The organism is Methylobacterium gregans, from assembly GCF_022179245.1.
Lineage (GTDB): Bacteria > Pseudomonadota > Alphaproteobacteria > Rhizobiales > Beijerinckiaceae > Methylobacterium > Methylobacterium gregans.
On the sequence record NZ_BPQM01000062.1, the window covers coordinates 1 to 22,570 of the forward strand.

The following is a 22,570-nucleotide window of genomic DNA, read 5'->3' on the forward strand; positions in this document are numbered from 1 at the left end:
ACGAGGCCGAGATCGCCGCCATCGCGAAGGATCCCGCGGCCCCGGACTTCGACAACACCGTCGCGGCCATGGAGCGGGCAGGCCTCGCCCTCGATCGGGTGGCGGGCGTCTTCTACAATCTCACCGGCAGCCATACGAACCCGGAGCTCCAGGCGATCGAGCGCACGGTCGGGCCGAAGCTCGCCCGGCACGGCAGCGCCATCTACCTGAACGCGGACCTCTGGGCCCGCATCGCGGCAATCCCCTCGGACGGTCTCGGTGACGAGGAGCGCCGGGTGCTGGAGCGCTACCGCACGCGTTTCCGCCGGGCCGGCGCCGACCTTGCGCCCGAGGCGAAGGCGCGCATGGCTGAGATCGCCGCGCGGATGTCCGAGCTGGGCACGCGCTTTAGCCAGAACCTGCTCGCCGACGAGAGCCGCTTCGTGCTGCCGCTCGACGGCGAGGACGATCTCGCCGGCCTGCCACCCTTCCTGCGGGCGGCGGCCGCCAGCGCCGCGCAGGAGCGGGGCGGGGAGCACGGCCACGTCGTCACCCTGTCGCGCTCGCTGATCGAGCCGTTCCTGGTCTTCTCGACCCGGCGCGACCTGCGCGAGCGGGCCTACGAGGCCTGGATCCGCCGCGGTGAATCGGGGGCTGAGACCGACAACCGGGTAATCATTCGGGAGATCGTGCAGCTCAGGGCCGAGCGGGCACGCCTCCTCGGATACCAGAGCTTCGCCCATTACAAGCTGGACGACACGATGGCGGCGAGCCCCGAGGCCGCCACCGCGCTCCTCACCGAGGTCTGGGCCCCTGCCCAGAAGCGGGCGGGCGCCGAGCGCGACCGGCTCCAGGCCATCATCGCCGCGGAAGGCGGCAACTTCGCGCTCCAGGCGCACGATTGGCGCCACTATGCCGAGAAGTTGCGGAGGGCCGAACACGATCTCGATGAGGGCGAGGTGAAGGCCTATCTGCCGCTCGACGGCATGATCCAGGCGGCCTTCGACACGGCCGCGCGCCTGTTCGGTCTGGCCTTCGAGGAACTGGCGGACGTGCCGCGCTACCACCCGGATGTGCGCGTCTGGCGGGTGACGAACCGGGACGGCTCGGAGGTCGGACTGTTCCTCGGCGACTACTTCGCCCGCGCCTCGAAGCGCTCGGGCGCCTGGATGAGCGCCTTCCGCTCGCAGGAGCGGCTGAACGGCCCGGTCACGCCGATCATCGTCAATGTGATGAACTTCGCCAAGGCCCCGCCCGGGGAGGCGGCGCTCCTCTCCTTCGACGATGCGCGCACGCTGTTCCACGAGTTCGGCCACGCCCTGCACGGCCTCCTCTCGGACGTGACCTACCCGCTGCTCGCCGGCACCGCCGTCTCGGGCGACTTCGTGGAGCTGCCCTCGCAGCTCTACGAGCACTGGCTGGAGCAGCCCGAGGTTCTGCGCGCCCACGCCCGCCACCACCGCACCGGCGAGCCGATGCCCGAGGCGCTGCTGACGAAGCTCCTCGCCGCCCGCACCTTCAACCAGGGCTTCGCCACCGTGGAGTACACGGCCTCCGCGATCGTCGACATGACGCTGCACCTCTCGAACGCCGGGGAGGGTGGCCTCGACGTGCTCGACTTCGAGACGGAGGCGCTCAAGCGCATCGCCATGCCGGCCGAGATCGGCATGCGCCACCGCAGCCCGCACTTCGCGCACATCTTCTCTGGAGACGGCTACGCGGCCGGCTACTACAGCTATCTCTGGTCCGAGGTACTGGACGCCGACGCCTTCGACGCCTTCCGGGAGGCCGGCGACATCTTCCATCCGGAGACCGCCGCGCGCCTGCGCCGATACGTGTACGGCGCCGGCAACCTGCGCGATCCGCGCGACGCCTATACCTTGTTCCGCGGGCGCCTGCCGAGCACCGGGCCACTCCTGAAGAAGCGGGGCCTCGCGGCCTGAACCGGACCTTATGGTAACGGTTCGGTAAACAAGCGTCCTTAACCGAAGCTTTCGGGATTCAAACCTCGCACGCTTCGGGAGAGGACGACGGCCATGACGACGAAAGCGACCGGATCGGCCTCACCCGAGGCCCTGCTCAAGGCCGCGGTCTCGGGCGGCCGCGCCGCACCCGCCGAAGCCGCGCCAGCCAAGGCCACCCCGGCGGCCGAAACGGCATCCCCGCGCTTGCGTCTCGACCCGCGGCTTCTAGGCGTGGCGGGAGGCGCGCTCGTCCTGGGGCTGATCTGCGGGGCGGGTCTCACCGCGGCCTCGCTGCCGCGCGGCGGTCAGGGCGAGGCGCTTGCCGAGGTCCATACCGGAATTGACGCGGCCCGGACCGAATCGGCGCGCATCGCCACCGAGGTCGAGCAGCTCGGCCGTACGTTCGCGGCTCTGAAGGAGAGTCAGGAAGCGGCCCGCAAGGAGGCCGCGGGCCGCAGCGCCGGGCTCACCGAGAGGGTCGCCAAGGCCGAGCAGGGGTTGTCCGGCAAGATCGCGGCCCTCGGCGACCGCGTCGAGCAGGCCGAGCGCGACCAGAGCGCGAAGCTGGCCGCCCTGACGACGCAGATCGAGAAGCGCGCCGCCGCGGCGCTGCCGGCTCCCGTGCAGCAGGCGGCCGTCCCGGTCGCTCCAGCCAAGCCCGAGCCGACGCAGACCGGCAGCATCGAGCCGAAGAAGGCGCCCGAGAAGCCCGCCGTGGTGGAGGCTTGGGCAGTGCGCGACGTCTATGACGGGACCGCCATTCTGGAGGACCGTCGCCGTCGCCTGGTCGAGGTGGGGCCGGGTGACTCGGTGCCGGGTATCGGTCGCGTCGAGGGCATCGAGCGCCGCGGCCGGGAATGGGTGGTGGTGACGCGTCAGGGCCTGATCACGCACCAGGCGTGGTAGAGGCTCAGCGCGCGGAGAGGGTGGCGGGCGTGTCGATGTGGGCCGCATCAGGCTCGCGTGCCGTCAGCGTCGCGGGCCCGGCCGGCATGATCCCGCGCTTCGCGCGGCGGCGCCCGTTCACCAGGGCTTGGCTGCGGGCGGCACGCGTCGGCTGCAGGATGGCGGCGAGGAGCGCCTGCCCCTCGAACGCGTCATCACGGGTCTTGGAATCGAAGACGGGCATGGCCGGCCTTGCGGGAAGCAGCGACTGTGGTGGGGCGACCGACCGAGACAAGCTCGACCGCGTGGGAATAACGGGGATAACCTGAACCGGTTCCGAATAACGACGCTTCGTAACCAGTCCTTAACCCTTGCAGAGAAGCGAACCAGCGGCTGTGCCGAATGGCACTTCCGGCGCGGTGCAATAGGCCTTTTTTCAGTCTCTCCGCAAGCCGCTGGCGCCGTCAGCGGGTATCTTCACGCAGCAATTCGGTATTGACCGCAAAGGCCGCCATCGCGCCCTCGGCGGCGGCTACCACGGCGAACTGGACGCGCCGCGAGGCGTCGCCCGCGACGTAGAGCCCCGGCACGTTCGTCTTCTCGTAATCGCTGGTCGGCACCACGCCCTTATCGGTCAGGTCGCAGCCGAGGCCAGCGAGCAGATCCGAGGGGCGACAGCCCGCGGGCATCAGGAACACGGCTCGGCAGGGGCGGGTGCCGCCGTCCGCGAATTCGAGATGCGTAGGATGCCCGTCCGCGCCGCGCAATGCCCGAACAGGGCGCTCGTCCACGCGGACGCCGTTGCGGGCAAGGCGGTCGCGATCCTGCGCCGCGAGATCGGTCGGGCGAGCGTCCGTGCACAGGGTGACGTCACGACTCCAGACCGTCAGTTCGAGGGCGAAGCCCTTGGCGGTCGGCCCGTGGCCGAGGGCGACGAGTGGCTGGTCGCGCGCCTCGTAGCCGTCGCAGTACGGGCAGGAATGCACGCCCGTGCCCCAGAAGTCGGAGACACCTTCGATCGCGGGCAGATCCTGATGCAGGCCGGTGGCTATGATCAAGCGCCGGGCGTGCTCGCGCGTCCCGTCTGCCAGATCGACCGCGAAGCCGTCCTCCGTCCTTAGCGCACCCGTCACCTCGATCTCTCGCCGTTCGACCGTGTCGTAGCGGTCGAGATCCGCCTCCGCGCGGGCCCGCAATTCGGCGGGGGGCGTGCCGTCGCGGGTGAAGATCCCCCAAGTCAGCGGCGTTGCGGCATTGCGCGGCCGGCCGGCGTCGCAGAGCAGGACGTTTCGGCGGCAGCGCCCGAGGATCAGCGCGGCGTTGAGGCCGGCGGGGCCGCCGCCCACGATGATGACGTCGCGCATCCGCTCGCCCGCTCACGGTCTCGTCTGCGGGCAAACCGTTCGTGAGCGCGTATATTTCCGCACTGCACATGAAAAAGGGCGCTCGCGCGCCCTCTTCCGGTCCGGCGCTGCGCCGGGGCTCAGGCGGCGGCGGGCTTCACCGGCACGCCCTTCTCGGAGAGGAAGGTCTGCAACTCGCCCGACTGGAACATCTCGCGGGTGATGTCGCAGCCGCCGACGAACTCGCCCTTCACGTAGATCTGCGGGATGGTCGGCCAGTTCGAGTAGGCCTTGATGCCCTCGCGGATGCCCTGGTCGGCCAGCACGTTGACGCCCTTGAAGGGGACGCCGAGGTAGTTGAGGATCTGCACGACCTGGCCCGAGAAGCCGCATTGCGGCATCTGCGGCGTGCCCTTCATGAACACGACCACGTCCTGCGACTTGATCTCGTTCTCGATCGTGGCGTTGACGTCCGACATCGTTCTGTCCTTCTCGTTATCGTCTGATATCTGCGATCTCGATCAGCGGCTTGCAACCGGGGCTGCGAGCGTCCGCAGCGCGCGGTCAAGGTCGAAACGCTCGGCCAACAGATCAGCCGGATCGAGTGGGCAGGCGTTGGGCAGCCCCGGAAGCAACGCGTTTCCGTATGCACCGAGCCTGGCTTCCGCCGCGTTGAAGGCGGCTTTCCAGATCTTGTCCCAGTTCAGCCTCTGCCGCATCGACGGCTCATAGGCGCTCCAGGCGGTGATTTGGAAGGTCACGTTCTCCTCGCGCCAGTGCGTGCTCGTCGGCGCGAGCGGCGCGGAGACGCGCTTCAGGAGGTGGGCCAGCGTCTGCATCAGCAGCCCTTCGACCGCCCGGATGTGAGACCGCCCTACGCCCTCAAACTTTTCGGCGAGGTTCTCCCAATCGAGCACATTCGACAACTCACCCCGCGCACCCAGGGCGGCGGCCTGCTCCTCGGCCCAGGCCACGATGTCGTCGGAGAGGCTCGGTCGATCCACAGGGAGAACTCCCGCGCGGGCTCTCAATCCTGCGGCACGCCCGTGGTCAGCGCAAGCGCGTGCAGCACGCCCCCCATCCGCCCTTGGAGCGCGCCGTAGACCATCTGGTGCTGGGCGACCCGGGTCTTCCCCTTGAAGGCGGAGGAGAGGACGGTCGCGGCGTAGTGATCGCCGTCGCCCGCGAGGTCACGGATCTCGATCTGGGCGTCGGGCAGCGCCTCGCGGATCATCCGCTCGATCTCGCGCGCATCCATCGGCATCGGGGTACTCCTCGGATCAGGACGCGACCGCGGCCGGCTGGCTCGCCATGTAGTCGGGCAGCCAGCGCTCGTTGGCCTGGCGCAGCTCGGCCACCGATATGGTCTCGCCGCCCGGCAGGGTCAAACGGTCGGAGCCGGTGACGCCGACGACCGCCGCATCGATCCCCTGCGAAGAAGCGCTGTAGAGGATGTCGGAGGCGGCCTCCGACTCGACCGCCAGCAGGTAGCGGCCCTGGTCCTCGCCGAACAGGTAGGCGTGGGCCGGCAGCCCGTCGACAGCAACCTCGGGCAGCGCGGCACCGATGTTGCCGGCCATCGCCATCTCGGCGAGCGCGACGGCAAGGCCGCCGTCCGAGAGGTCGTGCACCGTGTCGACGAGCCCGGAGGTGATGAGGCCGCGTACGAAGTCGCCGTTGCGGCGCTCCAAGCCGAGATCGACCGGCGGCGGCGCGCCCTCCTCGCGGCCCTCAATCACCGAGAGATAGGTGGACTGGCCGAGCCAGCCCTCGCTCGCGCCGACGAGGATCAGCACGTCGCCCTCGCGCTTCAGGGCGAGGGTGGCGTGCCGCTCGACGTCGTCGAGGACACCGACGCCGCCGATGGTCGGGGTGGGCAGGATGCCGACGCCGTTGGTCTCGTTGTAGAGCGAGACGTTGCCGGACACGACCGGGAAGTCGAGCGCCCGGCAGGCCTCGCCGATGCCCTGGAGGCAGCCGACGAGCTGGCCCATCACCTCGGGCTTCTCGGGGTTGCCGAAGTTCAGGTTGTCGGTGATGGCGAGCGGGCGCCCGCCCACCGCCGTGATGTTGCGCCACGCTTCCGCCACCGCCTGACGCCCGCCCTCGACGGGATCGGCCTCGCAGTAGCGCGGGGTCACGTCGCAGGTGAGCGCGAGGCCCTTCGGCCCGTCCTCGACGCGCACGATCGCGGCGTCGCCGCCGGGCTTCTGCACGGTGTTGCCGAGGATGTAGTGGTCGTACTGCTCGTAGACCCAGCGCTTCGAGGCGAGATCCGGCGAGGCCACGAGCCGCCGCAGCGCGTCCGCAAGCGAGGCGGGTGCCGCGACGTCGGCGGCCTTCACGACCGGCTGGTGCGTGTTGGCGATGTGGGGGCGGTCGTAGAGCGGGGCCTCGTCGCCGAGTTCCTTGATCGGCAGATCGGCGACCGTCTCGCCGTGCCACTTGATGACGAAGCGGAGCGTGTCGGTGGTGCGCCCGATCACCGCGAAGTCCAGGCCCCACTTCACGAAGATCGCCTGGGCCTCGGCCTCCATGCCAGGCTTGAGCACCATGAGCATGCGCTCCTGGCTCTCCGAGAGCATCATCTCGTAGGGCGTCATGCCCGCCTCGCGGGCCGGCACCTTGTCGATGTCGAGCTCGACGCCGAGGTCGCCCTTGGCGCCCATCTCGACGGCCGAGCAGGTCAGACCCGCCGCGCCCATGTCCTGGATCGCGATGACGGCACCGGACGCCATCAGCTCCAGGCAGGCCTCGAGCAGCAGCTTCTCGGCGAAGGGGTCGCCGACCTGCACGGTCGGGCGCTTCGACTCGCTCTCCTCGTCGAACTCGGCCGACGCCATGGTGGCGCCGTGGATGCCGTCGCGGCCGGTCTTGGAGCCGAGATAGACGATCGGGTTCCCGACGCCGGCGGCGGCGGCGTAGAAGATGCCGTCCGCCTGGGCAAGGCCGACCGCCATGGCGTTGACCAGGATGTTGCCGTCGTAGCGGCTGTGGAAGCCCATTTGGCCGCCCACCGTCGGCACGCCGAAGGAGTTGCCGTAGCCGCCGATGCCCGCGACCACGCCGGAGACGAGGTGGCGCGTGCGCGGGTGGTCGGGCGAGCCGAAGCGGAGCGCGTTCAAGGCCGCGATCGGCCGCGCGCCCATGGTGAAGACGTCGCGCAGGATGCCGCCGACGCCGGTCGCCGCGCCCTGGTAGGGCTCGATGAAGCTCGGGTGGTTGTGGCTCTCCATCTTGAAGACGCAGGCCAGCCCGTCGCCGATGTCGATGACGCCCGCGTTCTCGCCCGGCCCCTGGATCACCCACGGCGCCGAGGTCGGCAGGCCGCGCAGGTGCTTCCGCGAGGATTTGTAGGAGCAGTGCTCGTTCCACATGGCCGAGACGATGCCGAGCTCGGTCAGCGTCGGGTCGCGCCCGATGAGCGCGCGGAAGCGCTCGTACTCGTCGGGCGTCAGACCGTGCTGGCGCACGAGATCGGGCGTGATCGGGACATCGTTGCGGAACATGCGCAGGGTCTCGACAAGTGGTGGTCGTGGCCGCGAAGGCGGTGGACCCACGACCGTGCCCGAACCGGGCCGAAAGAATACAAGCCGCCCCGGCTCTAGAGCGGAAGCGGGCACGGAGGCAACTGCCGAGGGCCAGCGGCGGTCCCGTGCTGGGCGCAGGGTTGCGTCCGGAACGGAGGTCGGCGCCGGCGGATCCGGCTCAGGCCGCCGCGATCGGCTCGCGGGACGGAGCCCGGCAGCATCGCCGGACCACCCTGTGGACGGGTTCCGGTCCGGAGACGAGATCGACGTAGTCGAACCCCGTCGCCTGCCGACTCGCCATCAGCAGCTGGAAGTGCATGCGGAACAGGTTCCAGCTCAGCCGCGCTACCTTGCGGGGCTCGACCAGATCCCGGATCTGCACGCGCAGCACCGCCGGCCGGTCGGGTCCCGGCGAGGGCACGCCGCAGGCGGCGAGCGGGTCGCGCAGGTGGATCGACAGCCAGTCCCAGGGCGCGCGGATGTCGAGCCAGCCGATCGCCCCCGCTGCGGCGACGCGGGCGAGGGCGCCGCGCACCCGTACCGCCGCCGGATCGAGGCCGATCCACGGGATCACGCTGCCGATCGTCACGAAGGAGACCGGGGTGCCGCGCGTGCCGAAACCGGGATCGGTGGCCAGCACCCGGTCCAGCACCTCGACGCCGAGGAAGCTGGAGGAGGAGTGGCCGATCACCACGATCTCGTCCGCGCTTCCCTCGGCGGCCTGGATGCGCGCCGCGAAGGCGTCGAGGCGGGCCGGCATCGCGGCGACGCGGCCCGCCGCGTGGGCGTGCGTGAAGGCGGTGTCGTCCACCAGATGGGCGACGTAGAGCGGCTTCCCCCGGGTCAGGCGCGTCAGCACGGCGAGGATCGCGTAGGCCGTGACCGGCACGGCCGGCACGCCCCAGAGGCGACAGTCCGGCGGCAGGAGCAGCAATCCGAGAGCGGCGAGCACGAGGCTGAGCACCGCGAGGCCCAGATAGATCCGGTGGACGCTCCAGATGACGGTGAAGAAGCGCCGCGCCTCCCGGCGCAGGTTGCGGCTGTAGCCCGTGCGGAACAGGCGCCAGAGCAGGGCCGGCACCGCGACGAGCCTGCGCCATTCCGGCCGCGGGAAGTGGGCGCGGACCACGTCCTCCCAGCGCAGGAGGCTGTAGCGCGTCCGCGTGCCGTCCGCCTCGATCGTCCAGTCGAGGCTGATCCCGTCCGGGGCGCGGGCCGGCTCGCCGACCGCGATGGCGCGGTCGCGCCGCGCCGCCATGCGCCGCGCCTCGCGCCGGAACAGACCCCAGTAGGTCTCCGGGTCGCGGGGGTCGAAGCCCGGCAGGTAGAACACCGCGCGCCGGCCGATCCGCCTCGGATCCTCGGGCGCCATCTCGTCTGTCATCGTCTGGGAAATGGTGATCGCTCGCGCCGCCGGGTTGGCCGTCCCTAACAGAGCGAATCGGGCACAGACGAGGAGAAAGCGCGGCGCGGAGCTGTCAGAGGCGCGCGTCCGTCAGCCGGCGGGCGTGTGGCTGAGAAAATCCGCGATCGCCCCGACGAAGCGCTCGCCGTAGGCCTCGCGCTTGCGCTCGCCGACGCCGTGGACCGAGCGGAGCGCCCAGAGATCGACGGGCTTCTGGCGCGCCATCTCGACGAGCGTCCGGTCAGGGAAGACCATGAAGGCCGCGATGCCCTCCGCCCGCGCGATTGTCGCGCGCAGGCCCCGCAGGTGCTGGAAGAGGGCCTCGTCGGCGTCCGAGAGCGCCAGCGCGTCGTCGTCGCGGGATGCGGAGGAGCGGCGACGGTCGCGCGTCTCCGCCTTCGGCTGCGGGTCGGGGCGCAGCTGGACGCTCTCGCGCCCGAACAGGATCGCCTCGCCCCGCTCGGTCATGCAGAGACCGCCGTAGCCGTCCGTGTTCTCGGCAACCGCCCCGGCGGCGAAGAGCTGGCGCAGGATGGCGCGCCAGGCGGCCACCGGCTTGTCGGCGCCGACCCCATAGGTCTTAAGCTGGGTGTGGCCGTTGCGGCGGATCTGCTCGCTCTCCTTTCCGTGCACCACGTCGCACACATAGGCCGCGCCGAAACGCTGTCCGGTGCGCACGATCGCCGAGAGCACCTTCTGGGCGGCCACCGTCCCGTCGACCAGCTCGACGCCGCCGCGGCAGAGATCGCAGCGCCCGCACGGCTGGCTCGTCTCGCCGAAATAGCCGAGCAGCGACTGGCGGCGGCACGAGGCGCCCTCGCAGAGCGCGATCATTGCCTCGAGCTTGCGCCGCTCGACCCGGCGGCGCTCGTCGCCGACCTCCTTCTCGTCGATCTGGCGGCGGCGGAGCGCCATGTCGTCGAGGCCGTAGAGGGTCAGCGTATCGGCGGGCAGCCCATCGCGGCCCGCGCGGCCGATCTCCTGATAGTAGCCCTCGATGTTGTTCGGCATGTCGGCGTGGCAGACGAAGCGCACGTCCGGCTTGTTGATGCCCATGCCGAAGGCGATCGTCGCGGTCATCACGACGCCGTCTTCTTGCAGGAAGACGTCCTGGTTCCGCATCCGCGTCGCCTGGTCGAGGCCCGCATGATAGGGCAGGGCGTTGAAGCCGTCCGCCTTCAGGCTGTCGGCGAGCTGCTCCGTGCGCTTGCGCGACGAGCAGTAGATGATGCCGCTCTCCTGGCGGCGGTGCTTCAGGAAGCGCTCGATCTGCCGCGTCGGGTTGTCCTTCGGCATGAAGGTCAGACGGATGTTCGGCCGGTCGAAGGAGTGGACGAACACCTTAGGCGGGCGGCCCGCCGGGAACAGGCGTTCGGCGATCTCCGCGCGGGTCGTGGCGTCCGCGGTCGCGGTCAGCGCCAGCACCTGCACGTTGCCCAGCGTCTCGCGGGCTCGGGCGATCTCGCGGTACTCGGGCCGGAAATCGTGGCCCCATTGCGAGACGCAGTGCGCCTCGTCCACGGCGAGCCGCCGGACGCCGGCACCCCGCAGCGCCTCCATGCAGCCGTCCATCAGCAGGCGCTCGGGTGAGACGAAGAGCAGGCGGAGCTCGCCCGAGCGGATGCGCCGCCAGGTCTCGCGCGATTCCGCCTCCGGCACCGTGGAGTTCAGGGTGGCGGCCGGGATGCCGAAGGCGCGCATCTGCTGCACCTGATCGTGCATCAGCGCGATCAGCGGCGAGACCACCACGCAGAGCCCGTCCTCCACGAGGGCGGGGAGCTGGTAGGTCATCGACTTGCCGGAGCCCGTCGGCATCACGGCGAAGACGTCGGTGCCGTCGAGGACGGCGCCGATCACCTCAGCCTGTCCGGGCCGGAAATCGTCGTAGCCGAAAGTTTTCCGGAGCGCGGCGCGGGCCTCGTCGAGGCGTTGGGACATGGGTCTGAGGGTCCGGGACTGCGAACGGCTTGAAGCGGGTTTGTGTAGGCCTTGGCCTTCGATGTCTACGCGGTGGAGAGGCTCGTGCCGCCGAACATCAGCGAGGAGGTCGCGAATCGCTCGGCCGACAAACTGGCCCCCACAGCCAAGCTGAGCAAGGCCGAGGCCGTGCGCCGCGCCCTGGTTCATGACCGCTGGCGAGAGGCGCGATGCGTTCCCCCCAGCAGAGCGTCTACAGCCCGTGTTGGACGAGATCGCGGCGGCTCCCAAGCCCGGGCAGGAGGCAGACAAGGCGTTCGACGACGATCTGAGCGGGGATCCGTGATGTTCGTCGACGCCTCTGGGATAGTCGTAATCTCCTGCCGGGACTCTCACCGCGTCGCAACGGCGATTGCTGCCCCCGCCATCACGGTGCCGGCTCCCCGATTGACCGCCCGCCGCGCGCGGACCGAGACGAAAATGCGCCGGACCCGAGCCGCGGCGAGCGCGTAGGCAGCGAGCGTCGTACCGAGAACGACCACGATGGTCGCGGCGATCTCGATCATCCCGAGCGGGGTCAGATGCTCCAAGTCGATCACGGTCGGCAGCAGGGCGAGGAAGAACAGGACGACTTTCGGATTGCCGAGCGTCAGAGCGAGGCCGCCGAGAAAGAGGCGCGGCCCGCTCTCGCCCCGCACCGGTTCGCCCGCGAGCGGCTCGACCGGGGCGGTCCAGGCCCGCCACGCGAGATAGGCCAGATAGGCCGCGCCGAGATAGCGGATGCCGACGAAGAGGGTAGCGAAGCTCTGCGCGAGCAGCGCGAACCCCGCCGCCGCGATCGAGAACCAAAGCAGGTCGCCGACGAGGAACCCCGCGATGAAGGCCGGGATGCCACGGGTGCCGCGCGCCAGGACGCGCGCGACGAGCGCGAAGACGCCGGGCCCCGGTGAGGCGACGGCCACCGCGTAGACGACGGCGAACACGAGGACGCTCGACAGGGGCATAGGACGCCTCAACCCGTTTCCGACGCGACGACGCGCCCGTCCGCGATCCTGACGACGTCGGCGCGTCCCGCCAACTCGTAGAACATGGCCGGGTCGGCCCCCGTCATCCAGACCTGCCCGGGCAGAGCCTCCAGCGCGTCGAACAGGCCGGTGCGGCGGCGCGGGTCGAGATGGGCCGCGACCTCATCGAGCAGGATCAGCGGTGCGATGCCGCTCATCGCCTGGACGAGGCGGGCATGCGCCAGGACGAGCCCGATCAGCAGCGCCTTCTGCTCGCCCGTCGAGGCGGTCGCTGCCGGCACGTCCTTCGGGCCGTGGCGCACGGTGAGATCCGTGGTCTGCGGACCGATCAGGGTGCGGCCAGCGGCCCGGTCGCGGTGGCGGCCGCGGGCGAGCGCCAGGCGGAAGCGGTCCTCCGCCTCCACCGCTGGCCAGACCGCCACGAGGTCGTCGAGCTCGCCCTCCAGTCGCACGCTGGCCCAGGGGAAGGGCTGGGCATCGTCGCGGGTCTCGGCGATCAGCCGGTCGAGGCGTTCCACGGTCTCGCGGCGGGCGAGCGCCACCGCGACGCCGAGTTCGGCGGCCTCCCGCTCGACGGCGTCGAGCCACTGCCCGTCGTTCGGGCGCTCCTCCAGGATGCGGTTGCGCGAGCGGAGCGCCCGCTCCATCGCCGAGACCCGGGCGCCGTGGCCGGCATCGACCGCGAGCACGAGCCGGTCGAGGAAGCGGCGCCGGTCCCCCGCGGCCCCGCGGAACAGGCCATCGAGGTCCGGGGTGAGCCAGACCACCCGCAGGAACTCGGCGAAGGCGATCGGAGAGGGGACGTTGCCGCCATCGATCCGGCAGACCCGGGCGACCCGGCCGTCGTAGCCCGGCGGCTCTATGCCGGTACCGAGCCTGTGCGCGTCGCCGTCGCGGGCGAGCGTCGCCGAAACAGCGAAGCCGCCCGGCCCGCCCTCCCGCGCCATGATGGCGAGGTCGGCGCGGCGCAGGCCGCGCCCCGGCGAGAACAGCGAGATCGCCTCCAAGAGGTTCGTCTTGCCGGCCCCGTTCTCGCCCACCAGAGCCACGAACCGGCTCTCGAGTTCGAGGTCGAGGTCGGCGTGGTTGCGGAAGTCGCGGGCGATCAGGCGGGTGAGACGCTGGGCGCCCTCGGGATCAGTCATGCGGCCAGGTGAGGGCTGTCGCGGCCTCTCGGGCCTTGTTGGGCCCCGCCGCGCGGCGGCGGGGCTTCGTCGGATCTCTCGTCAGCAGCTGAGGCGCCGGCCCTCGCGCCGACCGAAGGTGCGGTAATGCGCGAGGCCCGACTCCATCTGGCCGTTCACGATGGCCCGGCGGACGTCCGGGTTGCAGCGCAGGTACTCGCGCTCGTCGAAGGCGTAGTCGCCCCTGCCGCGGCTGCCGCGCGAGGGGCGGTCGTAATCGTCGTCGCGGCTGCGGCGATAGTCCCCGCGGTCGCGGTAGTCGCGATCCCGGTAATCCCCGCGGTCGCGATAATCGCGGTCCCCGTAGCCGTAGGGCTGGGCGGAGGCGAAGCCCACCGGGGTGATCAGGGTCAGGGCCGCGACCGTCGCCGCCAGAATCGTCCTCATGTCGTCGTTCCCCTCTTTGGAAGCTCCGCGCCGCCGGGCGGCGCGATCACGCGGACCCTACTTAGAGCGCGCGCGGCCGAAGTGGATGCCGCGCGAGCCTGGGCGCGCTCAAACCCGCATCGGCATCAGTACGTAGAGGGCCGGAGCACCCTCGCGGTCCTGAATCAGGGTGGGGGAACCCGGATCGGCGAGGCGGAACAGGGCGGTGTCGCCCTCGAGCTGGCTGGTGATGTCGAGGAGGTAGCGGGCGTTGAAGCCGATATCGAGGCCGGCGGCGTCGTAATCGACGTCGAGCTCCTCGGTGGCGCTGCCCGAATCCGGGTTGTTCACCGAGAGGGCGAGGCGGCCCTCCGACAGGCCGAGCTTCACCGCACGTCCGCGCTCCGAGGAAATGGTGGAGACGCGGTCGACCGCGCGGGCGAAGACCTCACGCTCCACCGTCAGGCGCTTGTTGTTGCCCGTCGGGATCACCCGCTGGTAGTCAGGGAAGGTGCCGTCGATCAGCTTCGAGATCAGCGTGACGCCGCCCGCGAAGCGCAGGCGGATCTTGGCGGGCGAGAGGTCGATCTCGACGCTCTCGCCGCCATCGTCCACGAGCTTCTGGATCTCGGCGACCGCCTTGCGGGGCACGATCACGCCGGGCATCCCCTGACTGCCCGGAGGCGCGTCGAGCTCGACCCTGGCGAGGCGATGCCCGTCGGTGGCGACCGCCCGCATCTTCAGCGCGCCCTCGGACTCGATCGTGTGCAGGTAGATGCCGTTGAGGTAGTAGCGCGTCTCCTCGGTGGAGATCGCGAACTGGGTCTTGTCGATCAGCCGCTTCAGGTCGGTGGCCAGGATCGAGAAGCTGTGGGGCAGTTCGCCCGCGGCGAGATCGGGGAAGTCGCCTTCCGGCAGGGCGCCGAGCGCGAAGCGCGAGCGGCCGGAGCGGATCGTCATCTGGCCGGACTCGCCGCCGGTCTCCAGCGAGACCTGGGCGCCGTCGGGCAGCTTGCGGACGATGTCGTAGATGACGTGGGCCGGCACCGTGGTCGCGCCGGGATCGACCACGTCGGCAGGCACGGACTCGGTCACCTCGATGTCGAGGTCGGTCGCCCGAAGCTGAAGTGCGCTGGATTCCGCCCGCAGCAGCACGTTCGAGAGGATCGGGATGGTGTTGCGCCGCTCGACGACGCGGTGCACGTGGCCGAGCGACCTGAGAAGGGCCGCGCGCTCGACAGTGACTCTCATCGCTCAAACTCTGAAGCTGACGCGCCGCCGCGGCCGGCGGCGCCACTGAAACATCGGTCGGTCAGCTTGGCGAAGGGTGGGTACGAAGGCAAGGGCGCGGCCCGGCCTAAGGCCAAGCTCGCGCCCCGCACCCACAGAGGTCTGGCCCCGGGCGTCGCGTCCCGGGGCCGCCACATCAAGGCCGCATCAATCCTGCAGCATGCGCTTCAAGAGTTCGACCTCGTCGCCGAGCACCGCGTCCTCGCCGATCTGCTTCTCGATCTTGCGCACGGCGTGCAGCACCGTGGTGTGGTCGCGGCCCCCGAAGCGGCGGCCGATTTCGGGCAGCGAGCGCAGCGTCAGCACCTTCGAGAGGTACATGGCGATCTGGCGCGGCTTGACCACGGCGGCGGTCCGGCGCTCCGACAGGATGTCTGAGCGCGAGACGTTGTAGCGCGAGGCCACCAGCTTCTGGATGTCCTCGATCTTGATGCGCTTCGGCTCGCGGTTCTTCACGAGGTCGCGGATCGCGGTCTCGGCCGTCTCCATCGTCACGGCGGTCCCGGTGAGCGTGGCGTGCGCCAGCAGCCGGTTCACCGCGCCCTCCAGATCCCGGCCGTTCGCCGTGATGGCGCGGGCGACATAGGCGGCGACCGTCGGCGAGACTTCGAAGGTCGGGTGGGCGGTCCGCACCGCCTGGAGACGGGCTGTGAGGATCGAGACGCGCAGGGCCTCGTCGAGCGTGCCGATCTCGACCACGAGGCCGCCGGCGAGCCGCGAGCGCACGCGCTCGTCGAGGGCCTCCAGCTCGGTCGGGGGCCGGTCGGAGGCGACGACGACCTGCCGGCCGGCATCGATCAGCGCGTTGATGGTGTGGCCGAACTCGGCCTGGATCGACTTGCCCTGGATGAACTGCACGTCGTCGAGGATCAGCAGGTCGATGCCGCGCAGGCGCTCCTTGTAGGCCAGCGCGTTCTGGGTCTTCAGGGCGTTGACGAAGCCGTACATGAAGCGGTCGGCGGTCAGGTAGATCACCCGGCGGCCGGATTCGCGGGCGGCGTGGCCGATGCCGTGCAGCAGGTGCGTCTTGCCGAGGCCGACGCCCGCATGGAGATAGAGCGGGTTGTAGAGCGCGCCCTCGCCCTCGTGCCGGGCCACGCGCTCGGCGGCCGCGTGGGCCAGCGCGTTCGAGCGGCCGACAACGAAGCTCGCGAAGGTGAGGCGGGTGTCCAGCGGCGTGCCGTTGAGGTCGCCGCCCTCCGTGGGACGGGCCTCGGGCACGGACGCCACCGTGACGGGGGTCGGCTGGGGCGAGGCCTGGAGGCGGGCGAGCGGGCCGCTCGTCGGGCTCGGCCGCGGCGCGCCGGGCGCGGCCACGGGCCGGGCCGGGGCGCCGGTACCGCGCACGCCGACCTCGATGCGGGCGATGGTCTCGACCTCGGCCCGGAAGGTGGTGAGCACCCGGTCGAGATAGTGGGACTCGATCCAGCTCTTGAGGAAGCGGGTCGGCACGGTGAGGCGGGCGGTGCCGCCATCGACCTCTTCCAACTCGAGCCGGGCGAACCAGCTCGCGTAGACGTCCTCGCCGAGTTCCGCCCTCAGGCGGCGCTTCACCCGGGCCCAGGCGGCCGAGATCTCGGAATCGCTTCCGCCGTTCCGGCCGTTCCCGTCGTCGCCTGCAACGTTTCCGTCGACACGCATCAATCGCTCTCCTCGCCCCGAGGACGGAGAACCGCCGGCGGGACGTACGCAACACTACGCTTGGAGCCCCGCGAATACGGGCAGGGCGCAGATAACGGGGAGAGTCAAGGCCTCCGCCGCCGACATTCGTCGATGCTCGGACGCTATCAACAAAGACCTACCCGGGTTTTAACAGTGGGACTTGCGGGGACAGCGCTGACAGAGCAGGCGAATGCGCGGAAGGCGTCGGGTCGAGGGGCTCTATCGTCTTGGTCCGTCTCATGAATCAACGAGCGGGACCTTCACGTCGGCCGGGCAGGGTCCGGGGCTGGGCGCGCACAGCCGGCGCGGGCCACGATTGGGCAATCGCCGACAGGGTAAACGAAGGGTGTGGGGAGCGCCCGGGAGGTGGCGGCAATCACGCCGGGGCGCCGGAGCCTCGCTCTGCCGCACGCCGGGCGTTCGGATGGCACGAGGCGCGATCCGCCATCCGGCCGGAGCGGATCTGGCGTTGCCGGCAGAGGGGGGGCCGGATAGCGCGCACGAAAAAGCCCGGCGCGAGGGCCGGGCTCGATCTCTGGACCGCGATGGATCCGGGGATGCCTCAGGCGGCGGCAGGGGCCGCCGAGAGGGCCTTCACGCGGGCCGCGAGGCGCGAGACCTTGCGGGAGGCGGTGTTCTTGTGAACGATGCCCTTCTGGGCAGCGCGCATGATCTCCGGCTGCGCGGTGCGCAGCACGTCGGCGGCCACGGCGGAGTCGCCGGCGGCGATCGCCTCCTCGACCTTGCGGATGAAGGTCCGCATGCGGGACCGGCGGGAGCGGTTGATCGCCGTGCGCTTGGCGATCTTGCGGGTCATCTTCTTGGCCGACGTGGTGTTGGCCATGGGCATCCTCGTCTCGTCGGGCGATACCGACGGGCCGGTGGTACCGGGGGTCGGTCAACGCGTGCAGGTTATCGGGCAATAGCGAAGCCGCAGCGCGCGAACGCTCCGCTCCGGCAGAGCGCGCTCTATAGACAGGCGGGGCCCGGGCGTCAACGCGGGATGCCGGCGCGCCGACGGGTTGATCCGGCTTGGCTCCGCCCGGATGATGCTGGTCTATCAGCGAAAACGCCCAGGCGGAGACCCCCCATGCCCCATCGCGTCAGCGAGGCCGACGCCGCGCGTATCGCCGGCTTCCGGCCGGCCTCCGGCATGGAGACACCGCGATTCGCCGGGCTGGCGAGCTTCATGCGCCTGCCGGTGCGGGCGCTCGATTCGGCGGACGGGGTCGAGATCGGGCTCGTCGGGATCCCGTTCGACGGCGCGACCACGAACCGGCCGGGCGCCCGGCTCGGGCCCCGAGGCGTGCGCGAGGCATCCACCGGCACCCGCATGATCAACCACGCGACGGGAATCGCGCCCTACGCGCTTGCCGCCTGCGCGGATCTCGGCGACGTGCCGGTCAACCCGATCGATGCGGTCGAGACCTGCCGGCGGATCGAGGGCTTCTTCGCGGGCCTGCGCGGCCGGGGCATCGTGCCGTTCGCGGTCGGCGGCGATCATCTGGTCAGCTACCCGATCCTGCGCGCGCTCGGGCAGGCTCGCCCGCTCGGGCTCGTCCATATCGACGCCCACAGCGATACGGACGACGCGCAGTACGACGGCACCCGGCTCACCCACGGCACGCCCTTCCGGCGCGCGGTCGAGGACGGGGTGCTCGACCCGCACCGCTGCGTGCAGATCGGGATCCGGGGCAGCATGGACGTGTCGGACGAGCGCGACTGGGCCTGCGCGCAGGGCATCCGCATCGTCACGATGGAGGAGGCGATCGCCCGCGGTCTGCCGGAGGTCGTGGCCGAGGCGCGCGCCATCATCGGGGCGGGACCGGCCTATCTCAGCTTCGACATCGACGCGCTGGACCCGGCCTACGCGCCGGGCACCGGCACGCCGGAGATCGGCGGCTTCACGTCCCGCGAGGCGCTCTACCTCGTGCGGGCGTTGCGCGGCCTCAACCTCGTTGGGGCGGATCTGGTGGAGGTGGCGCCGCCGCTCGATCCGTCCGGCGTCACGGCGCTGGCGGGCGGGCAGCTCGCCTTCGAGATCCTGTGCCTCCTCGCCGACGCGGTGGCGGCGCGGCGGGCCGGGGAAGGGTAGGGCGCAACGCTCTCCCTCCCCCGCGGAGGGGGAGGGGGCACGACGTGGTTCAGGCGAAGACGTAGCCGCCGACGATCCTGAGGCCCACCGGATGGCCGGCCGCGTAGCGCTCGCCATCGAAATCCTCGACCAGCAGCGGGCGCCCCGGTCCGTGCTCGACCTCGATGCGTTGCCGCCCCTGGCTGCGGTGCGAGGACCGCACGGTCCCGCGCAGATGCGCCGCGGAGGGGTCGGTCAGCTGGAACTGCCAGGGCCGCACGTGGAGCTTCACCGGACCGATCAGGCCGGCCGGCGCGACGACGCCCGGCACCGGCCGGCCGTCGACCCGCACCTGGCCGCCCTCGGCGATCGCCTCGACCTCGACGGCGTCGCCCAGGAACTTCAGCACCGTGGCGGAGGCGGGGTTGTCCTGCACCTCGTCGGGCGTGCCGACCTGCTCCAGCCGGCCCTTGTCCAGCACCGCGACCCGGTCGGAGAGCTCCAGCGCCTCGTCCTGGTCGTGGGTGACGAAGATCGTGGTCTGGCCGGTGCGGTCGTGGATCTCGCGCAGCCACCGGCGCAGGTCCTTGCGCACCTGCGCGTCGAGCGCGCCGAAGGGCTCGTCGAGGAGCAGCACCCGCGGCTCCACCGCGAGGGCGCGCGCCAGCGCCACGCGCTGGCGCTGCCCGCCCGAGAGCTGCGAGGGGTAGCGATCGGCAAAGCCCGAGAGCTTGATCAGGTCGAGCAGGTCGCCGACCCGACGCTTGATCTCCGCCTTGTCCGGGCGCTCGGCCCGCTTCCGGGCGTTCAGCCCGTAGGCGATGTTGTCGGCCACGCTCATATGCTTGAACAGGGCGTAGTGCTGGAAGACGAAGCCCACCGCCCGCTTCTGCACGGGCAGGCCCGTGGCGTCGTCGCCGCCGAAGAGCACGCGGCCCCGGTCGGGGAAGTCGAGCCCGGCGATGATGCGCAGCAGGGTCGTCTTGCCCGAGCCCGAGGGGCCGAGCAGGCCGAGCAGCTCGCCTGCCCGCACGTCGAGATCGAAATCGTGCAGCACCGCGGCCGTGTCGAAGGTCTTCGACAGGCCCTCGACGCGGATCGCCGTCGAGGGGCGGCCGCTAGTGCCGCCCACCGGCTGCGAGCTCGCCCGCGTAGCGCCACTCGAGGATGGATTTGATGAGGAGCGTGACAAGAGCGAGGCCGGCGAGGAGAGAGGCGACGGCGAAGGCCGCGACGAAGTTGTACTCATTGTAGAGGATCTCCACGTGGAGCGGGATCGTGTTGGTGAGGCCGCGGATGTGGCCCGACACGACCGAGACCGCGCCGAACTCGCCCATCGCCCGGGCATTGCAGAGGAGGACGCTGTACAGGAGCCCCCAGCGGATGTTGGGGAGCGTGACGGTGAGGAAGGCCCATAGGCCGGAGGCGCCGAGCGTCAGCGCGGCCTCCTCCTCGGCGGTGCCCTGCTCCTGCATCAAGGGGATCAGCTCGCGCGCCACGAACGGGAAGGTGACGAAGATCGTCGCCAGCACGATGCCGGGCAGCGCGAACAGGATCTGGATCCCGTGCTGCACGAAGAAGGCGCCGAACACGCCCTGCGCGCTGAAGACCAGCACGTAGATCAGACCCGAGACCACCGGAGAGACCGAGAAGGGCAGGTCAATCAGCGTGACGAGCAGGCTCTTTCCCGCGAACTCGAACTTGGCGATCGCCCAGGAGGCCGCGATGCCGAAGACGAGGTTGAACGGCACGGCGATGGCCGCCACGATCAGGGTGAGCCGCACGGCCGAGAGCGCATCGGGCTCGCGGAATGTGGCGATGTAGGTCTCGAAGCCCTTCGACAGGGCCTGGACGAAGACCGTCGCCAGTGGCAGCACGAGGAAGAGCGCCAGGAACACGATCGCGATCGCGGTCAGGGTCCAGCGCACCGCGCGGCCCTCGGTGACGGCGCTGCGCGGCGTGTCGGGTTTCGCGGGGGCGGCCGCGAAGGTCGCGGCGGCGGTCTCAGACATATCCGAACCTCCGGCGGCTCCACGCCTGGATCAGGTTGATGGCGAGCAGCGTCAGGAACGAGATGCCGAGCATGATCGTGGCGATCGCGGCGGCGCCCGCGTAGTCGTATTCCGAGAGCTTGATCACGATGAGCAGCGGGGCGATCTCGGAGACGTAGGGAAGGTTGCCGGCGATGAAGATGATCGAGCCGTACTCGCCGACGCCGCGGGCGAAGGCGAGCGCGAAGCCGGTCAGCACCGCGGGGATCAGCGGCGGCAGCACTACCTTCCAGAGCGTCGCCCGGCGGCTGGCGCCGAGCGTGGCTGAGGCTTCCTCGACCTCCTTGTCGATCTCCGCGATCAGCGGCTGCACGGTGCGCACGGCGAAGGGAAGGCCGATGAACACCATGGCGATGAAGATGCCGAGAGGCGTGTAGGCCGCCTTGATGCCGATCTTCTCCAACTGGGCGCCCACGATGCCGTTCGGTGCGTAGACCTGCGCGAGCGCGATGCCCGCCACGGCGGTGGGCAGGGCGAAGGGCAGGTCCACCACCGCGTCCACGATCCGGCGGCCAGGGAAGCGGTAGCGGGTCAGCACCCAGGCCACCAGGAAGCCGAAGACGGAGGCCGTGAGCGCGGCGAGAAGCGAGACGCCGAAGCTGATCTTCAGCGCGCTCGCCACCCGCGGGTCGGAAGCGACCTCCCAGATCCCCGAGAGGCCGAGCCTGGAAGAGCGCACCACCAGGGCGCCGAGCGGGATCAGCACCACCAGGGAGAGGCACAGGATGGTGTAGCCGAAAGTGATCCCGAAACCCGGGAGCACGCTGGGCTGGCGGAAGCGCCAGCGGGGCTTGGCCCGCCAGCGGGGCTTGGTCGATACGGTCATGACGGGATCAGCGGCCGGCCTTGCTGAGCTGATCGAACAGGCCGCCGTTGTCGAAGTTCCGCTTCTGGATGTCGTCCCAGTTGCCCTGGATGTCCTCAATCTTGAACAGCTTCACCTCGGGGAGGAAGGCGAGGTCCTTCGGGTCGGCGGCCTCGCGCTTGAGCGGGCGATAGCGGTGCTTAGCGAAGATCGCCTGCGCCTTGTCGCTGTAGAGGAACTGCAGGTAGGCCTCCGCCTGCTTGCGGGTGCCCTTGGCATCGACGTTGGCGTCCACGAGCGCGACCGGCGGCTCGGCGTAGATCGAGGTCGGCGGCACCACGATGTCGAACTTGTCGGCGCCGAACTCCTGCAGCACCAGGAAGGCCTCGTTCTCCCAGGTCGGCAGCACGTCGCCGAGCCCCCTCTGGGCGAAGGTGACGGTGGAGCCGCGCGCGCCCGTATCGAGCACCGGCACGTTCTTGTAGAGCTGGCCCACGAAGGCGTTGGCCTTCTCCGTATCCTTGCCCTCCCGGTCGTAGGCGTAGCCCCAGGCCGCCAGGAAGTTCCAGCGCCCGCCGGCGGAGGTCTTCGGGTTCGGGGTGATCACCTTCACGTCGGCCTTCGCGAGGTCCGACCAGTCCTTCACCGCCTTCGGGTTGCCCTTGCGGACGAGGAAGACCACCGTCGAGGTGTAGGGCAGGCCCTCGTTCGGGAGCTTGGTGCGCCAGTCAGGATTGATCTTCTTCGAGATCCTGGCAATCGCGTCGATGTCGGAAGGGATGCCGAGCGTCACCACGTCGGCCGGCACGCCGTCGATCACAGTGCGGGCCTGAGAGCCCGAGCCGCCGTGCGAGGCGCGCACGGTGATCGTCTCGCCGGTCTTGGCCCTCCACTCCTCGGCGAAGGCCGCGTTGACGTCGCGGTAGAGTTCGCGCGTCGGGTCGTACGACACGTTGAGGAGTTCGGTCTGCGCCAGCGCACCGGCGGGCAGCAGGGTAGTGAACGCCAGCGTGCAGACGAGGCGGCGCATCCGGCGTGCGGTCGCGACGGAACGGGGGACGCGCAGATTGGTCACGGTGGCCTCCAGAAA

21 protein-coding genes are annotated in these 22,570 nt (G+C 70.5%); 3 read left to right on the forward strand and 18 right to left on the reverse strand.

All coding sequences use genetic code 11. From position 1 onward, the window contains the following. Nucleotides 1-1,922: M3 family metallopeptidase (locus tag MFF54_RS13200; protein WP_238303389.1), on the forward strand; the 1,922-nt coding region annotated here is incomplete at its 5' end. Nucleotides 1,923-2,015: 93 nt separating this feature from the next. Then, nucleotides 2,016-2,849, forward strand: a complete 834-nt coding sequence (locus tag MFF54_RS13205; protein WP_238303390.1) for a hypothetical protein — start codon at nt 2,016-2,018, stop codon at nt 2,847-2,849. 4 nt (nt 2,850-2,853) lie between these two features. Here the strand turns inward: MFF54_RS13205 and MFF54_RS13210 are convergent, their stop codons facing one another. The 14 genes from MFF54_RS13210 to rpsT all read right to left on the reverse strand — a co-directional run bounded on the left by MFF54_RS13210 (nt 2,854) and on the right by rpsT (nt 17,394). Beyond that, nucleotides 2,854-3,072, reverse strand: coding sequence for a hypothetical protein (locus MFF54_RS13210; RefSeq protein WP_238303391.1), 219 nt, complete (start codon nt 3,070-3,072; stop codon nt 2,854-2,856). Nucleotides 3,073-3,292: 220 nt separating this feature from the next. Then, entirely contained in the window at nt 3,293-4,192 is a 900-nt protein-coding gene (locus MFF54_RS13215; protein WP_238303392.1) for an NAD(P)/FAD-dependent oxidoreductase, read from the reverse strand. 119 nt (nt 4,193-4,311) lie between these two features. Continuing rightward, nucleotides 4,312-4,650 carry a Grx4 family monothiol glutaredoxin gene (grxD, locus tag MFF54_RS13220; RefSeq protein ID WP_109949474.1) on the reverse strand — a complete coding sequence of 113 codons (339 nt, stop codon included), beginning with the start codon at nt 4,648-4,650 and terminating at the stop codon, nt 4,312-4,314. A 42-nt stretch (nt 4,651-4,692) separates the two neighbouring features. Continuing rightward, complete coding sequence (locus MFF54_RS13225; RefSeq protein WP_238303393.1) at nt 4,693-5,175, reverse strand: DUF29 domain-containing protein; 483 nt, start codon at nt 5,173-5,175, stop codon at nt 4,693-4,695. 23 nt (nt 5,176-5,198) lie between these two features. Continuing rightward, the gene (locus MFF54_RS13230; protein WP_142582862.1) at nt 5,199-5,435 is read right to left on the reverse strand and encodes a BolA family protein; all 237 of its coding nucleotides are present in this window, start codon (nt 5,433-5,435) and stop codon (nt 5,199-5,201) included. A 16-nt stretch (nt 5,436-5,451) separates the two neighbouring features. Beyond that, entirely contained in the window at nt 5,452-7,680 is a 2,229-nt protein-coding gene (gene purL / locus MFF54_RS13235) for a phosphoribosylformylglycinamidine synthase subunit PurL (RefSeq protein ID WP_238303394.1), read from the reverse strand. Between the two features lie 199 nt (nt 7,681-7,879). After that, nucleotides 7,880-9,085, reverse strand: coding sequence for a hydrolase (locus MFF54_RS13240; RefSeq protein ID WP_238303395.1), 1,206 nt, complete (start codon nt 9,083-9,085; stop codon nt 7,880-7,882). A gap of 111 nt (nt 9,086-9,196) precedes the next feature. Next, nucleotides 9,197-11,044: a DNA helicase RecQ gene (gene recQ / locus MFF54_RS13245; RefSeq protein ID WP_238303396.1), complete on the reverse strand. Its 1,848-nt coding sequence runs from the start codon at nt 11,042-11,044 to the stop codon at nt 9,197-9,199. Between the two features lie 371 nt (nt 11,045-11,415). Beyond that, the gene (locus MFF54_RS13250) at nt 11,416-12,027 is read right to left on the reverse strand and encodes a LysE family translocator (protein WP_238303397.1); all 612 of its coding nucleotides are present in this window, start codon (nt 12,025-12,027) and stop codon (nt 11,416-11,418) included. Between the two features lie 8 nt (nt 12,028-12,035). Next, entirely contained in the window at nt 12,036-13,193 is a 1,158-nt protein-coding gene (gene recF, locus MFF54_RS13255) for a DNA replication/repair protein RecF (protein ID WP_238303398.1), read from the reverse strand. 81 nt (nt 13,194-13,274) lie between these two features. Further along, complete coding sequence (locus MFF54_RS13260) at nt 13,275-13,619, reverse strand: hypothetical protein (RefSeq protein WP_238303399.1); 345 nt, start codon at nt 13,617-13,619, stop codon at nt 13,275-13,277. Between the two features lie 108 nt (nt 13,620-13,727). After that, on the reverse strand, nt 13,728-14,849 hold the full coding sequence (dnaN, locus tag MFF54_RS13265; protein ID WP_238303400.1) for a DNA polymerase III subunit beta: 1,122 nt from the start codon (nt 14,847-14,849) through the stop codon (nt 13,728-13,730). A 186-nt stretch (nt 14,850-15,035) separates the two neighbouring features. Beyond that, nucleotides 15,036-16,529: a chromosomal replication initiator protein DnaA gene (gene dnaA / locus MFF54_RS13270; RefSeq protein ID WP_238303401.1), complete on the reverse strand. Its 1,494-nt coding sequence runs from the start codon at nt 16,527-16,529 to the stop codon at nt 15,036-15,038. A gap of 583 nt (nt 16,530-17,112) precedes the next feature. Continuing rightward, on the reverse strand, nt 17,113-17,394 hold the full coding sequence (gene rpsT / locus MFF54_RS13275) for a 30S ribosomal protein S20 (RefSeq protein WP_109953892.1): 282 nt from the start codon (nt 17,392-17,394) through the stop codon (nt 17,113-17,115). A 246-nt stretch (nt 17,395-17,640) separates the two neighbouring features. On the opposite strand from rpsT, the gene speB reads away from it, so the two are divergent. After that, the gene (gene speB, locus MFF54_RS13280; RefSeq protein WP_238303402.1) at nt 17,641-18,645 is read left to right on the forward strand and encodes an agmatinase; all 1,005 of its coding nucleotides are present in this window, start codon (nt 17,641-17,643) and stop codon (nt 18,643-18,645) included. 49 nt (nt 18,646-18,694) lie between these two features. Here the strand turns inward: speB and MFF54_RS13285 are convergent, their stop codons facing one another. The 4 genes from MFF54_RS13285 to MFF54_RS13300 are packed head-to-tail and all read right to left on the reverse strand — an operon-like array spanning nt 18,695 to nt 22,510. Then, on the reverse strand, nt 18,695-19,756 hold the full coding sequence (locus tag MFF54_RS13285) for a sulfate/molybdate ABC transporter ATP-binding protein (protein WP_283206280.1): 1,062 nt from the start codon (nt 19,754-19,756) through the stop codon (nt 18,695-18,697). Then, the gene (gene cysW / locus MFF54_RS13290; RefSeq protein ID WP_238303403.1) at nt 19,743-20,636 is read right to left on the reverse strand and encodes a sulfate ABC transporter permease subunit CysW; all 894 of its coding nucleotides are present in this window, start codon (nt 20,634-20,636) and stop codon (nt 19,743-19,745) included. Before cysW ends, MFF54_RS13285 begins: the two co-directional genes overlap by 14 nt. Further along, on the reverse strand, nt 20,629-21,501 hold the full coding sequence (cysT, locus tag MFF54_RS13295; protein WP_238303404.1) for a sulfate ABC transporter permease subunit CysT: 873 nt from the start codon (nt 21,499-21,501) through the stop codon (nt 20,629-20,631). Before cysT ends, cysW begins: the two co-directional genes overlap by 8 nt. A gap of 7 nt (nt 21,502-21,508) precedes the next feature. Further along, entirely contained in the window at nt 21,509-22,510 is a 1,002-nt protein-coding gene (locus MFF54_RS13300) for a sulfate ABC transporter substrate-binding protein (RefSeq protein WP_238303414.1), read from the reverse strand. Nucleotides 22,511-22,570: the final 60 nt, after the last annotated feature.

Bases quoted from the DNA above. Each gene is read 5' to 3' on its own strand.
- MFF54_RS13215 (WP_238303392.1), bottom strand. From the start codon at position 4,192: ATGCGCGACGTCATCATCGTGGGCGGCGGCCCCGCCGGCCTCAACGCC.
- recQ (WP_238303396.1), bottom strand. From the start codon at position 11,044: ATGTCCCAACGCCTCGACGAGGCCCGCGCCGCGCTCCGGAAAACTTTC.
- dnaN (WP_238303400.1), bottom strand. From the start codon at position 14,849: ATGAGAGTCACTGTCGAGCGCGCGGCCCTTCTCAGGTCGCTCGGCCAC.
- cysW (WP_238303403.1), bottom strand. From the start codon at position 20,636: ATGTCTGAGACCGCCGCCGCGACCTTCGCGGCCGCCCCCGCGAAACCC.
- MFF54_RS13250 (WP_238303397.1), bottom strand. From the start codon at position 12,027: ATGCCCCTGTCGAGCGTCCTCGTGTTCGCCGTCGTCTACGCGGTGGCC.
- purL (WP_238303394.1), bottom strand. From the start codon at position 7,680: ATGTTCCGCAACGATGTCCCGATCACGCCCGATCTCGTGCGCCAGCAC.
- cysT (WP_238303404.1), bottom strand. From the start codon at position 21,501: ATGACCGTATCGACCAAGCCCCGCTGGCGGGCCAAGCCCCGCTGGCGC.
- rpsT (WP_109953892.1), bottom strand. From the start codon at position 17,394: ATGGCCAACACCACGTCGGCCAAGAAGATGACCCGCAAGATCGCCAAG.
- grxD (WP_109949474.1), bottom strand. From the start codon at position 4,650: ATGTCGGACGTCAACGCCACGATCGAGAACGAGATCAAGTCGCAGGAC.
- MFF54_RS13300 (WP_238303414.1), bottom strand. From the start codon at position 22,510: ATGCGCCGCCTCGTCTGCACGCTGGCGTTCACTACCCTGCTGCCCGCC.
- MFF54_RS13210 (WP_238303391.1), bottom strand. From the start codon at position 3,072: ATGCCCGTCTTCGATTCCAAGACCCGTGATGACGCGTTCGAGGGGCAG.
- speB (WP_238303402.1), top strand. From the start codon at position 17,641: ATGCCCCATCGCGTCAGCGAGGCCGACGCCGCGCGTATCGCCGGCTTC.
- dnaA (WP_238303401.1), bottom strand. From the start codon at position 16,529: ATGCGTGTCGACGGAAACGTTGCAGGCGACGACGGGAACGGCCGGAAC.
- MFF54_RS13260 (WP_238303399.1), bottom strand. From the start codon at position 13,619: ATGAGGACGATTCTGGCGGCGACGGTCGCGGCCCTGACCCTGATCACC.
- recF (WP_238303398.1), bottom strand. From the start codon at position 13,193: ATGACTGATCCCGAGGGCGCCCAGCGTCTCACCCGCCTGATCGCCCGC.
- MFF54_RS13240 (WP_238303395.1), bottom strand. From the start codon at position 9,085: ATGACAGACGAGATGGCGCCCGAGGATCCGAGGCGGATCGGCCGGCGC.
- MFF54_RS13205 (WP_238303390.1), top strand. From the start codon at position 2,016: ATGACGACGAAAGCGACCGGATCGGCCTCACCCGAGGCCCTGCTCAAG.
- MFF54_RS13230 (WP_142582862.1), bottom strand. From the start codon at position 5,435: ATGCCGATGGATGCGCGCGAGATCGAGCGGATGATCCGCGAGGCGCTG.